Source organism: Pseudonocardia xinjiangensis (assembly GCF_012911925.1).
Classification (GTDB): domain Bacteria; phylum Actinomycetota; class Actinomycetes; order Mycobacteriales; family Pseudonocardiaceae; genus Pseudonocardia; species Pseudonocardia xinjiangensis.
The window spans coordinates 20,136-32,894 of the sequence record NZ_JAAXKY010000082.1 but is presented as its reverse complement, the minus strand read 5'-3'; the positions used below and the strand labels follow the sequence as shown (position 1 = coordinate 32,894).

The 12,759-nt window shown below is 72.2% G+C and carries 11 protein-coding genes; 6 read left to right on the top strand and 5 right to left on the bottom strand.

Annotated elements, in window-relative coordinates:
• Both qcrA and qcrB read left to right on the top strand, forming a co-directional pair.
• A partial coding sequence (gene qcrA / locus HF577_RS22860; RefSeq protein ID WP_169397982.1) for a cytochrome bc1 complex Rieske iron-sulfur subunit occupies positions 1-1,111 on the top strand: 1,111 nt, incomplete at its 5' end.
• On the top strand, positions 1,108-2,832 hold the full coding sequence (gene qcrB / locus HF577_RS22855) for a cytochrome bc1 complex cytochrome b subunit (protein WP_169397981.1): 1,725 nt from the start codon (positions 1,108-1,110) through the stop codon (positions 2,830-2,832). The genes qcrA and qcrB, both read left to right, overlap by 4 nt.
• An 88-nt stretch (positions 2,833-2,920) precedes the next feature.
• Here the strand turns inward: qcrB and HF577_RS22850 are convergent, their stop codons facing one another.
• A complete protein-coding gene (locus HF577_RS22850) occupies positions 2,921-4,177 on the bottom strand; it encodes a glycosyltransferase 87 family protein (protein ID WP_169397980.1) in 1,257 nt (418 codons plus the stop codon).
• Positions 4,178-4,302: 125 nt separating this feature from the next.
• On the opposite strand from HF577_RS22850, the gene HF577_RS22845 reads away from it, so the two are divergent.
• The 3 genes from HF577_RS22845 to HF577_RS22835 all read left to right on the top strand — a co-directional run bounded on the left by HF577_RS22845 (position 4,303) and on the right by HF577_RS22835 (position 7,055).
• Positions 4,303-5,328, top strand: a complete 1,026-nt coding sequence (locus HF577_RS22845; RefSeq protein WP_169397979.1) for an LLM class F420-dependent oxidoreductase — start codon at positions 4,303-4,305, stop codon at positions 5,326-5,328.
• Positions 5,329-5,571: 243 nt separating this feature from the next.
• Positions 5,572-5,751: a hypothetical protein gene (locus HF577_RS22840; RefSeq protein WP_169397978.1), complete on the top strand. Its 180-nt coding sequence runs from the start codon at positions 5,572-5,574 to the stop codon at positions 5,749-5,751.
• Between the two features lie 65 nt (positions 5,752-5,816).
• Positions 5,817-7,055: an MFS transporter gene (locus HF577_RS22835; protein WP_169397977.1), complete on the top strand. Its 1,239-nt coding sequence runs from the start codon at positions 5,817-5,819 to the stop codon at positions 7,053-7,055.
• A gap of 41 nt (positions 7,056-7,096) precedes the next feature.
• Here the strand turns inward: HF577_RS22835 and HF577_RS22830 are convergent, their stop codons facing one another.
• On the bottom strand, positions 7,097-7,948 hold the full coding sequence (locus HF577_RS22830; protein ID WP_169397976.1) for an NAD-dependent epimerase/dehydratase family protein: 852 nt from the start codon (positions 7,946-7,948) through the stop codon (positions 7,097-7,099).
• 257 nt (positions 7,949-8,205) lie between these two features.
• On the opposite strand from HF577_RS22830, the gene HF577_RS22825 reads away from it, so the two are divergent.
• The gene (locus tag HF577_RS22825) at positions 8,206-8,481 is read left to right on the top strand and encodes a hypothetical protein (protein ID WP_169397975.1); all 276 of its coding nucleotides are present in this window, start codon (positions 8,206-8,208) and stop codon (positions 8,479-8,481) included.
• A gap of 10 nt (positions 8,482-8,491) precedes the next feature.
• Here HF577_RS22825 and HF577_RS22820 read toward each other — a convergent pair whose 3' ends face one another.
• From HF577_RS22820 to HF577_RS22810, 3 genes are all read right to left on the bottom strand, one after another.
• Positions 8,492-10,288, bottom strand: a complete 1,797-nt coding sequence (locus HF577_RS22820) for an acyl-CoA dehydrogenase (protein ID WP_169397974.1) — start codon at positions 10,286-10,288, stop codon at positions 8,492-8,494.
• A gap of 97 nt (positions 10,289-10,385) precedes the next feature.
• Entirely contained in the window at positions 10,386-11,741 is a 1,356-nt protein-coding gene (locus HF577_RS22815) for an FAD-dependent oxidoreductase (protein WP_169397973.1), read from the bottom strand.
• Positions 11,742-11,825: 84 nt separating this feature from the next.
• Positions 11,826-12,656, bottom strand: coding sequence for an enoyl-CoA hydratase-related protein (locus tag HF577_RS22810; RefSeq protein ID WP_312859305.1), 831 nt, complete (start codon positions 12,654-12,656; stop codon positions 11,826-11,828).
• Positions 12,657-12,759 lie beyond the last annotated feature (103 nt).

The following is a 12,759-nucleotide window of genomic DNA, read 5'->3' as shown; positions in this document are numbered from 1 at the left end:
GCATCCACCCACCCCCACCGCCGCCGAGGTGGAGGAGATGACGCCGGACCAGCGGGCGCGGCTCGCTGCGGAGCTCGACGACGTCGAGATCGTCCACAACCAGCGGAAGTGGCCGATCCCGGGCACCCGCGCCGAGAAGCGGGCCGAGCGCGCCGTCGCCCTGTGGTTCGTGATCTCCGCGATCGCCGGGCTCGCCTTCGTGGTGGCCTTCATCTTCTGGCCGTTCGAGTACGTGGCGCCGGGGCAGCCCGGCTACACGATGTACGCGCTGTACACACCGGTCGTCGGCGGCACCTTCGGTCTCGCGGTGCTGGCACTGGGCATCGCCGTCATCTCGTACGTGAAGAAGTTCTTCCCCGACGAGGTCTCGGTGCAGCAGCGCCACGACGGGGCCTCTGACGAGGTGGCCCGCCAGACGGTGATCGCGCAGCTGGCCAAGGCCGGCCAGGACACCGGCATCGCGCGCCGCAAGCTGATCACGCGGGCGGCGGGCGCGGCGGCCGGCATCTTCGGCCTCGGGCTCGGGATCGCCGCGATCGCCCCGCTGGTGCGCAACCCGTGGAAGGGCGGGGCCGACGCCCCGCTGTGGGTCACGGCGTGGAAGCCGGTGAACGGCGAGACGGTGTACCTGCGCCGCGACACGGGCGACCCGGACGAGGTCTCCCTGGTGCGTCCGGAGGACCAGGAGGCGGGCTCCATGGAGACCGTCTTCCCGTTCCGGGAGTCGGACCGGGGCAACGAGGAGGCGCTGCAGGCCGGCCTGCGCGGCTCCGACACCCCGGTGATGCTCATCCGGTTCCGCCCGAACACCACGGTGGTCGAGCTTCCCGGCCTCGAGAACTACCACTACGGCGACTACTACGCCTACTCCAAGATCTGCACGCACCTGGGTTGCCCGGCGTCGCTCTACGAGGCGCAGACCCAGCGGATCCTGTGCCCGTGCCACCAGTCGCAGTTCCTCGCGACGGAGTACGCGAAGCCGATTTTCGGTCCTGCGACGCGCGCGCTCCCCCAACTTCCCATTACCGTGAACGACGAGGGCTATCTCGTCGCCCGCGGGGACTTCAACGAGCCAGTCGGTCCGGCCTTCTGGGAGCTGAGATCATCATGAGCGCGATCACCACCCCCACGAGCTCGAGCGGTGGGCTGCAGGCAAAGGGCGCAGCCGCCCTCGATGAGCTGGACCAGCGCTACCACCCGGCAGCGGGGATGCGGAAGCAGTTCAACAAGGTCTTCCCGACCCACTGGTCGTTCATGCTCGGGGAGGTCGCCCTCTACAGCTTCATCGTCCTGCTGCTCTCGGGCACGTATCTCGCGTTGTTCTTCGACCCGTCCATGGTCGAGGTCACCTACAACGGCCCGTTCGACAACCTGCGCGGCGTCCACATGAGCCGTGCCTACGAGAGCGCACTGGAGATCTCGTTCCAGGTGCGCGGCGGCCTGTTCGTCCGGCAGGTGCACCACTGGGCCGCGCTGCTCTTCCTGGCCGCGATGGTCGCGCACATGATCCGCACCTACTTCACCGGCGCCTTCCGCAAGCCGCGTGAGGCCAACTGGATCATCGGTGTGCTGCTGCTGTTCCTCGGGTTCTTCGCGGGCTTCAGCGGCTACTCCCTCCCCGACGACCTGCTGTCGGGCACGGGGCTGCGGATCGCCTCCGGGTTCACCCTGGCGGTGCCCGTGATCGGCACCTGGACGCAGTTCGCTCTCTTCGGCGGGGAGTTCCCCGGCACCGAGATCATTCCGCGGCTCTACATCGTCCACGTGCTGCTGATTCCGGGCATTCTGCTCGCGCTGATCGCGGTGCACGTCGGCCTGGTCTGGTACCAGAAGCACACCCAGTTCCCCGGCCCCGGCCGCTCCGAGAAGAACGTCGTCGGCGTCCGGATCCTCCCGGCGTTCGCCGCGAAGGGTGGCGCGTTCTTCGCGGTCACCGTCGGCGTCATCGCGATCATGGGCGGGCTGCTGCAGATCAACCCGATCTGGAACTTCGGGCCGTACAACCCCTCGCACATCTCCGCCGGTTCCCAGCCGGACTGGTACGTGCTCTTCACCGAGGGAATGCTGCGGATCTTCCCGCCGTGGAACATCGCGATCGGGGACTACACGATCCCGCCGGCCTTCTGGGCCAGCCCTGCGTTCCTCCCGGTGCTCTACGTGCTCGCCGGCGCCTATCCGGCCATCGAGCGCCACTTCACGAAGGACAACGCGCTGCACAACCTGCTGCAGCGGCCCCGTGACGTTCCGGTCCGCACCTCGCTCGGGGTCATGGCAATCTCGTTCTACGCGGTGCTCGTCCTCTGCGGCAGCAACGACCTGATCGCCTACTTCTTCGACATCTCGCTGAACGCGACGACGTGGGCAGGCCGGATCGGGGTCCTGGTCGTCCCGCCCATCGCGTACTACGTGACCTACCGGCTCTGCATCGGGCTCCAGCGGTCCGACCGGGCGGTACTGGAACACGGCATCGAGACGGGCATCATCAAGCGGCTCCCGCACGGTGAGTTCATCGAGGTGCACCAGCCCCTCGGCGGCGTCGACGACCACGGGCACGCCATCCCGCTGGCCTACCAGGGCGCTCCCGTGCCCAAGAGGATGAACCAGCTGGGTATGGGTGGCGCCCCGGTGCCGGGCTCGTTGCTCACCCCCGACCCGCCGGAGGAGACCGCCGCGCTGGAGCGGGCGAGGGCCGAGGAGGCCGCCGCGGAAGCCGCCCAGCACGACGGCGCATCCCGCGACTCGGGGCACGCCGAGAGCGTGGCGCGCAGCGAGGAGCGCAAGGCGCTGACCGGTCCGCACTCGGGTGATTCGGGACCGACCGCGGGCGACTGAGGTCCCCGCCAGCACGCACGTGAGAGGGCCCCGCCGGGACACCGGCGGGGCCCTCTCGCCGTTTCCAGCACCCCGAGCGTGCACCGGCTCAGGTTCCGGGCCGACCAGGTGCACGCTCGGCCTGCCCGCCGGTCCGCCACGGGACGGGGGAACCGAGCCACCACCAGCTCCCGGCGAGCACGGCGAGGAACAGCACCAGGTAGACGTCGGGCTGCAGCGAGATGAGCCCGGTGCTCGGGATCGGCCCGACCCCGGGGCCCGGCAGCGCGGTGACCACGGCGAGGGTGGCGGCGAGCACCCCGAGCAGCGCCACGATGGCGGCCCGCCCGCCCGTCACCGCGCGGTGGGCGAGCAGGACCACCAGCGGCACGACCCACACCCAGTGGTGCGACCAGGCGAACGGGGCCAGCGCGGCCGAGCCGAGGCCGCACAGCGTCAGGGCGAGCACCTCCTGCCCGCCCCGGTGCGCCCGCACGGCCAGCCACACGGTGAGCGCCCCGAGCACGGCGGCGGTGAGGATCCAGGGCAGTACCGACGGGGCCGACGGGGTGCCGAACCGCGCAAGCAGGCCGTTCAGCGAGTGGTTGGCGTTGCCGGCCACGTCGGAGATCCGGTCGGCGGCGGCGAACGTCCCGTGGAACCAGTAGGCGACCGAGTCGGAGGGCGCCGCGAGGAACCCGATCCCGGCGGCGACGACGAACACCCCGACCGCGGTGGCCGCGGCCCGCCGGCGCCCGGTGACCAGCAGGTACACCACGAAGATCAGGGGCGTCAGCTTGACCGCGGCGGCGATGCCGAGGCCCACCCCCCGCCACCGGCTGCCGGGGCGTCCGAGCAGGTCAGCAACCACGAGGGCGAGCAGCACGATGTTGATCTGCCCGAGGTAGAGGGTGGTGCGCACCGGGTCCAGGCACGTCGCGAGGACGGTGAGCAGGACCGTCGCCACGGCCGCGGAACCGGACGGCACCCCGACGCTGCGCGCGCAGCGGTGCACGACGTAGCCCAGTAGCGCCAGGCCGCCGACGGTCCAGAGGACCTTCAGCACGTCGAGGGGCAGGAACACCAGCGGCGCGAACAGCGCCGCCGCGAAGGGTGGGTAGACGAAGGGCAGGTCCAGGAGCACGCCGCCGGTGTAGAGCGGCTCGCCGCTCAGCACGTGCTCACCACCCGCGCGGTACACCTGCAGGTCGATCATGAGCAGATGCGCGGCCGGCCAGAGCGCGAGCACCACGGCCTGCCCGGCGAGCGCGACCACCGCCCCGGCCGTGCCCCAGCGCAGTGCCCGCCGGCCGCGCACCTCGGTGTCCGCGGTCGTCCGCCCTGAACCCATCAGACCTGCGCCCATCGGCCCTCCGTGATCGTCGGCGCCCGAGGCTAGCCGGGCCGCGACGGCAGGCCGCGCGGCACACGCACCGTGCCGTCGTTCATGCTCGGGACGACCAAGCCGGGGACACACGAAGCGGGGAGCCGATGAAGGTCGACGCGATGCTGCAGGGCACGGGGCTGGCGGAGCTCGCTGCCGAGGCGCGGGAGCGGGAGGCGGCCGGGTACGACGGGCTGTGGAGCTTCGAGGGACAGCACGACCCGTTCCTCCCGCTGGTGGCGGTGGCCGAGCACACCTCCCGGCTGACGGTGGGCACGGCGATCGCGGTCGCCTTCGCCCGCAACCCGATGTCCACCGCGTACGTCGCACACGACCTGCAGGTGCACTCGCAGGGCCGCTTCCTGCTCGGTCTGGGCAGCCAGGTGCGCCCGCACATCGAGCGGCGCTTCGCCATGCCGTGGGGTCACCCGGCGCCGCGGATGCGGGAGTACGTGCAGGCGCTGCGCGCGATCTGGGCGTCCTGGAACGAGGGCGAACCGCTGAACTTCCGCGGCGACTTCTACTCCCACACGCTCATGACCCCGTTCTTCTCCCCCGCGCCGAGCCCGTGGGGACCGCCCAGGGTCTACCTCGCGGCCGTCGGCGAGCACATGACGCGCGTGGCGGGCGAGGTGTGCGACGGTCTGCAGCCGCACCCGTTCACGACAGCGCGCTACCTGCGGGAGCGGACGGTGCCGACCCTGGAGGAGGGCCTGGCCCGGTCCGGGCGCACGCTCGCCGACCTCTCGATCAGCTTCTCCGGTCTCGTCGTGAGCGGGACGACGGAGGAGGAGATGGAGGCGGCCGCCCGGGGCGCGCGGGAGCAGATCGCGTTCTACGGCAGTACCCCGGCCTACCGGAAGGTGCTCGACCTGCACGGCTGGGACGAGCTGGGCGGCGAGCTCAACCGGCTCTCGCGCGGCACCGACGACGACCGCTGGCGGCAGATGGGCGAGCTGATCGACGACGAGGTGCTGAACGCGTTCGCCGTGGTCGCGGAGCCGGCACAGCTCGGGGCCGCCGTGCTGGACCGGTTCGGCGGCGTGGTGGACCGGTTCACCTTCTACGCCCCCTACCCGCACGCCGACGACCTGTTCGTCCCGGCGATGGAGGAGCTGCGGGCAGCGGACTGACGTCGGTCAGGGCCGCTCGGGCACCGGCACGGCCACGCCCGCCAGGGCCGTGATCCCGGTGAAGCGTGATCACGGTGAAGTCGGCCGGGTGGCACGTGTGCAGCGGGAGGTCGTTCGCGAAGCAATCTGGTTCTTCGCACAACGGACGCATCACGATCCCCGCGCCGCTGGCCTTTCCGGATGCGCGACGCGTCGGGCAAAGGGAGCATCCGCACCACCCATCCTCCCGCGGAAGGACGCGTCATGCTCGCGATCATCGCCGCAGTGCTGTTCGCCCTGGCTCTCATCTTCGAGCTCGCCGGCATCTCCCTCGACATCATCACGGCCCAGGTGCTCCTGACAGCAGGTCTGCTGTGCGTTGCCCTGCACCTGGCCGGGGTCGGCGCCTCGACCTCGGGGTGGCGCCGCAGCAGCCGCCGCTGACCGAACGACGGCCGCCCGCGGCAACCCGGTTGCCGCGGGCGGCCGTCGCACGACAGGCTGCGCCGGTGAGGGCTCGGGGGGTGCCGCTCGGCAGCGGGTTCGCGAAGCTGTGGGTGGCGAACGCCGTGTCGAACGTCGGCGACGGCGTCGCGCTCGCGGCCGGCCCGCTCCTGCTGGCGTCACTGACGAGCGACCCGGCGCTGGTGGCGGGGGCGCTGTTCGTCCAGCAGCTCCCGTGGCTGATGTTCGCCCTGCCCGCAGGTGTGGTCGTCGACCGGCTCGACCGTCGCCGGCTGGTGGTGCTGGTCAACGTCGTCCGCGCCGTGGTCATCGCCGCGCTCGCGGTGGCCGTCGCCACCGGCGTGGTCACCGTGCCCCTGATCTACGCCGCGCTCTTCGTGATCGGTTCGATGGAGACGCTGGCCGACAGCGCGAGCACCGCGCTGCTGCCCGCCCTCGTCCCGGCCGAGCAGCTACCGCGGGCCAACGCCCGCCTCATGGGCGTCCAGATCGTCGGCAACGGCCTGCTGGCACCACCGCTCGGCGCCGCGCTGTTCGTCGTGGCCGCGGCCCTGCCGTTCGGCCTCAACGCGGCCACCTTCCTGGTGGCGGCCGTGCTCGTCGCCACGCTGCGCGGCTCGGTGCCGCGCGAGGTGCCCACCGGGGCGCCCCGCCCGATGATCCGCGACATCGCCACCGGTGTGCGGGCCCTCATGGGCCACCAGGTCCTGCGTGTGCTGGCACTGTGCCTGTGCCTGATGAACGTGACGCTGACCGGGGCGTTCTCGATCCTCGTGCTCTACGCGCGCGAGCGGCTCGGCCTCGACGAGATCGGCTTCGGTCTGCTCCTCGCCGCGAGCGCGGTCGGCGGCCTCGCCGGCTCGGTGGCCGCCGCGCGGCTGCTGACGCGGTTCGGAGCGGCGTTCCTGCTGCGCGTGGGGCTGGTGATCGAGACCTGCACGCACCTGTCCCTCGCGCTGACCCGGGCGCCGTGGGTGGCCGTCACGACGATGGTGGTCTTCGGCGCGCACGCGAGCCTCTGGGGCGTGATCACGCTGTCCTGGCGCCAACGCGTGGTGCCCGACGCCCTGCGCGGGCGCGTCAACAGCGTCTACTTCCTGTTCGCGGTCGGGGGGTCGGCGATCGGCGCGCTCACCGGCGGGCTGGCCGCCCGTGGGCTCGGCATCACGGCGCCGTTCTGGATCGCGTTCGCCGGGATGGCGGCGCTCACGCTGGTGGCGTGGCGGCTGTTCACCCCGGCCCGGCTCGACGACCCGGATCCGGTCCCGCTCGTCGCGACCTGAGCCCGGCACGCCACGCGGGCCGGGCCCAGGTCGCGGGCCGGTCAGTCGCGCCAGCCGTGCCGCGGCTCGAACCCGAGCACCCGGCGCGCCTTGTCGATCGACAGCATCGTCTCGTGCTCCCCCAGCTCGCGGGTCACCGGGACGCCGGGGTAGACCTCGGCGGCGAGGTCGGCGCTGCGCCGGGACATCACCGTGTCGGCGTTGGCGATCACGAACACGTCCACGCCGGTGGCCTGGTGCTCCAGCGCCAGCCGCACGGCCTGCGCACCGTCGCGGCCGTCGATGTAGCCCCACAGGTTCCACCGCCGCGACGCCGGGTCGGCGTCGAAGCCGGGGAACTTCGCGTAGTCCTCGGGGTCCATCACGTTGGAGAACCGCAGCCCGATCATCTTCAGGTCCGGCACCCAGCGGCAGAAGTGCCCGGCCATCTCCTCCTCCAGGCTCTTGACCAGCGAGTAGGTGCTCTCCGGGCGCACCGGGTACTCCTCGTCCACCGGGATGTAGGGCGGCGGGGTGTCGAACGGCAGCCCGAGCACGGTCTCGCTCGACGCCCAGACGATGTTGCGGATCCCCGCCGTGCGCGCCGCCGCGAAGACGTTGTAGGTGGCGGTGATGTTGTTCGCGAACGTGGTGGCGTTGGTGGCGAGCCCCGGCGCCGGGATCGCCGCGAGGTGCACGACGGCGTCCACGCCGTCATGGCGGCCGTCGACGGCCGTCAACGCCTCGAGCACCTGCCCGTGGTCGGTGAGATCCACCCGTACCGAAGCCGCGGCGGGGGAGCCGGGATCGGGCACACGGTCGAGGGCGATCACGGTGTAGCCGTGTTCCTGCAGGTGGCGCACCACGTGACGACCGAGCTTCCCGCTGCTTCCGGTCACGGCGACGGACGTCATGGGCTTCCTCCGGGGTGGGTCGTCACGGGATGCCGACCGGCACCCCGCCCTTGTGTTACCACCTCGCCGCGGCGGGGCGCGTGGTGGGCTGCGACCGACCGCGCTACAGTCGTCGGCATGCGTACCGCCCTCTCGCACGACGTGGCCGTACGGCTGCGCGTCGGCTGAGCCAGGCCGCCGGCGCGCGTTTCCTCTCCCCTCCCCCAACCGAGGCCTGGCTCGGGTCACCCGTACCCCACGGAACCCCTGGAGCCACCATGACAGTTCTCGGCCATTCCCCCCGTCCCACCTGGGTCCCCCGGCTGCAGCGTCGCCACGAGATCGTCACCACCGGCGGCATGGACGGCGTGCTGCGTGTCGGCGCCGCGCTGCGCGCGTGTGGCTTCCCGGTGCGCGACTTCGCCGTCGACGTCCGCGACGGCGTCCCCTACAGCTGCGTGACCTGCACCGTCTCGGTCACGAACGACGAGTCGGCCACCTTCACCGAGCGGATGGGCGCGCTTCCGACGGTCGTGTCCATCGCCCCCTGCTAGGAGCGCGCTCCTAGAACCACTCCGGGCGCACGTCGAGGGTGGTGCGGTCCAGGTCGGCCAGCAGCGTGAGCTGCGGGCCCGTGCGCGGCAGCTCGTGGCGGAAGAAGTAGCGCGCCGCCGCCCGCTTGCCGTCGAAGAAGTCGCCGGAACGGCCTGCCGCGGCCACCACCTGCTCCAGCCACATCCACGCCACCACCACGTGCCCGACGGCCTCGAGGTAGATCGACGAGTTCGCCAGGGTCACCGCGGGGTCACCGGCCGCCCACAGCTGCGCCGTGACCTGCTCGACGCTCGCCACGGTGGCGGCGAGGACGTCGGCGTGGCTCGCGGCCTCGCCGCCTGCGGCCCGCGCCTTGCCGATCGTGGTGGTGATCGTCTCCACCAGCAGCGCGAGACCGGCGCCGCCGTCCATCACGACCTTGCGGCCCAGCAGGTCGAGGCCCTGGATGCCGTGGGTGCCCTCGTGGATGGGGTTGAGCCGGTTGTCCCGGTAGAACTGCTCCACGGCGTACTCGCGGGTGTAGCCGTAGCCGCCGTGGACCTGGATGGCCAGGTCGTTGGCGTGCAGGCACCACTGCGACGGCCAGCTCTTCGCGATCGGCGTGAGCACGTCGAGCAGCAGGTGGGCCCGGGCCCGGTCCTCCGGGGTGGCTGCCGTGCGTTCCTCGTCGAGCAGCCGGGCGCAGTACAGGGTGAGCGCCACCGCGCCCTCGGCGTAGGACTTCTGGGCCAGCAGCATCCGGGCGACGTCCGGATGCTCGATGATCGGGACCTGCGGCGCGGCCGGGTCCTTCGCCGCGACCGGCCGCCCCTGCGTGCGGGTGCGGGCGTAGTCGAGCGCGTGCAGGTAGCCCGTGTACCCGAGTGCCGCCGCTCCCCCACCGACGCCGACGCGCGCCTCGTTCATCATATGGAACATGTAGGTGAGCCCGCGGTGCTGCTCGCCCACGAGATAGCCGACGGCTCCCGGCTCCCCGCCCGGCGTGTGCCGGCCCTCGCCGAAGTTCAGCAGGGTGTTCACCGTTCCGCGGTAGCCCATCTTGTGGTTGACCCCGGCGAGCACCACGTCGTTGCGGTCCCCGCGGGCGCCGTCGGGCCCGACGAGGAACCGCGGCACCACGAACAGCGAGATGCCCTTCACCCCCGGCGGACCGCCGGGCACCTTCGCCAGCACGAGGTGGACGATGTTCTCGCTCAGCTCGTGGTCACCGGCCGAGATCCACATCTTGTTGCCGAAGAGCCGGTAGGTGCCGTCGTCGCGGGGCTCGGCGCGCGTGGTGATGTCGGCCAGCGACGAGCCCGCCTGCGGCTCGGACAGGCACATCGTGCCGAAGTACCGGCCCTCGACCATCGGCTGCACGAAGGTCCGCACCTGCTCCGCGCTGCCGTGCGCCATCAGGAGGTTCGCGTTGGCGACGGTCAGGAACGGGTAGGCCGCCGTGGCGATGTTCGCGGCCTGGAACCACAGGAAGCACGCCTGCACCACGGTCTGCGGCAGCTGCATCCCGCCGACCGACTCGTCCAGCCCGGCACCCACGATCCCCGTCTCGCCGAGTACCCGCAGCGCCTCGCCGACCTCGGGGATCATGTGGACGCGGTCGCCGTCGAACCGCGGCTCGGTGAGGTCGGCGGCCCGGTTGTGCGGGGCGAACTGCTCCGTCGCCACCTGCTCGGACAGCTCCAGCACCGCGTCGAACGTGGTGCGCGAGTGCTCGGCGAATCGCGGGCGCGCGGTGAGCGACCCCACGTCGAGCCAGTCGTGCAGCAGGAAGTCGAGGTCGCGTCGCGAGAGCAGCAGTGATCGCACGCCCGAGGCTAAGGGATGTCCCGCGGATCTTCAATCGCGACAGCCGCGCCCAGGCGGCCCTCATCGACCAAGATCCACGGGACACCCCTAACCCGGTTCAGGGAGCAGGCGCGCCGTGCGCGGCCTCCATCATCTCGGCGAGGTCCGCGACCTTCACCCGCTCCGCTCCCCGGCGGCCGCCGCGGCGGACCTCCTCGGCGTCCAGCCGCAGCCATCCGGTCCAGTCCACCGGCCGCATCCCGTACGAGGCCAGGGCCTTCCGGAACACCTCCGGCTCGGGGTGCGGGGGCGCCGGGAGCGCCGGCAGGTCGGCCAGCAGCGCCGCGACCGTCTCGGCCGCGTCGGCCTTGTTCGTGCCGATCACGCCGGTCGGGCCGCGCTTGATCCACCCCGTGACGTACGCGCCGGGCACGGGGACGCCGTCGCGCACCACCCGGCCGCCCTCGTTGGGCACCGTGCCGGTGCGGGCGTCGAACGGCAGGCCCGGGATCGGCTCCGCGTCGTACCCGATCGCCCGCACCACGAGCCCGACGTCGAGCGTCTCCTCCTCGCCGGTGCCGACCACGCGGCCCTCGGCGTCGATCCGGGTGCGCTCCACCACCACCGCGCTCACCCGGCCGTTCTCCCCGAGCAACCGCACCGGGTTGCGCAGGAACCGCAGATGCACCCGGCGCGGCTTGCCCGTGCTCCCGTGGGCGGCCCACTCCCGGAGCATCTCCAGGTTCTGCCGCTGCCGCCGGTCCTCCGGCTCGTCGACCCCGGCGGCGAGCAGCCCGTCGTCGTGCACGATGACGTCGGCGTTGGCGAGCTCCCCGATCTGGCGCAGCTCGGCGGGGGTGAACCGCACGTGCTGCGGCCCTCTGCGGATCAGGACGTGCACGTCCCGGACGGCGCTGGCGCGCAGTGCGGCGAGCACGGGCTCCGGGACGTCGGTCTCGGCCATCTCGTCGGCGGTCTTGGCCAGCACGCGGGCGACGTCCAGCGCCACGTTCCCCGCCCCGACCACGGCGACACCCGGGTGGTCCAGCAGCGGCTGCAGGTCGACGTGGTCGGGGTGACCGCAGTACCAGCTCACGAAGGCGCCCGAGCCGAGCGAGCCGGCCAGCTCCTCGCCGGGCACCCCGAGGCGGCGGTCGACGGAGCTGCCGGTGGCGTGGACCACGGCGTGGAAGTGGTCGCGCAGCACGTCCAGCGGGATGCCGCTCTCCCCGACCCGGACGCCCCCGAGGAACTCGACGTGTGCGGGGTCGAAGGGCTTCTGCAGCACGCGGATGACCGACTTCATCTTCACGTGGTCGGGCGCCACGCCGTAGCGCACGAGCCCGTACGGCGCCGGCAGCCGATCCAGTACCTCCACGCTCACCGGCTCACCCGAGGCGAGGAGAGCAGCCGCGGCGTACAGCCCGGACGGGCCCGCTCCGATCACCGCGACCCGGGCCTGTGCCTGCTGCATGTGCTCATCTCCCGTGCTGGTCCTGCTCCGATCCTGCCACCGCGGGCGGATCCGGACTTGGCTCAGCGCGCCGGATAGCCGACCTCACGGAGCACGGAGTGTGCTCTCCCGGCTGCCCAGCGGCGCGAACCGTGGCGGGCGTTTCTCCAGGAAGGACGCCACTCCTTCCCGCAGGTCCGCCGAACCGATGAACCGGTCGGCGTGGATGTAGGAGCGCTCCAGCGCCTCGTCGAACGACCCTTCCTGGTCGGCGAGCACCTGTCCGGCGATCACGGCCATGGCGCGGGGGCTGCAGTTGCGGGCGAGGTCGCCCGCATAGGCCTGGGCGGCGCCGAGCACGTCGGCGCGCGGGACGACCCGGCTGACCAGGCCCAGCTCCTTGGCCTCCGCCGCATCGACCGTGCGCCCCGACAGCAGGAGGTCCATCGCGTTCTCGACCCCGACCAGCCGCTGGAGCGTCCACGCGACCCCGTACTCCGCGATGAGGCCCCGCCGGGCGAACGCGGTGGAGAAGCGAGCGGTGTCGGCGGCGAACCGCACGTGGCAGAACAGCGCCTGCACCAGTCCCACCCCCGCGCAGCCGCCGTTGATCGCCGCGATCAACGGCTTGGGGAACTGCCGGGGCACGTCCACCGGCTTGTGCGGCAGCCGCGCGCCCTCCGCACCGAGGCCACCGAGGCGGGAGAGGTCGGCGCCGGGGCAGAACGTGCTGCCCGCGCCCGTCACGACGACGGCGCGGACGTCGGGATCCGCGGCGGCCCGCACCAGCAGGTCGTAGTAGCCCTGCTCCATGTCCTCGGCCCAGCCGTTGCGCCGCTCCGGACGGTTGAACGTCAGCGTGAGGACACCGTCAGGGGCATGATCGGCGAGTACGGCGGCGTCGGGGTCTCCGTGATCTTCGCGCAGTCCGCTCACGGCCCGACAGTACGTCCGGACCATCCGAATCCGGCGGTCGGCGGTGACGTGTGTTACAAATCTCCGAGGCCGCCGATCATCCGTTCGGCGCAACAGCCCGTGC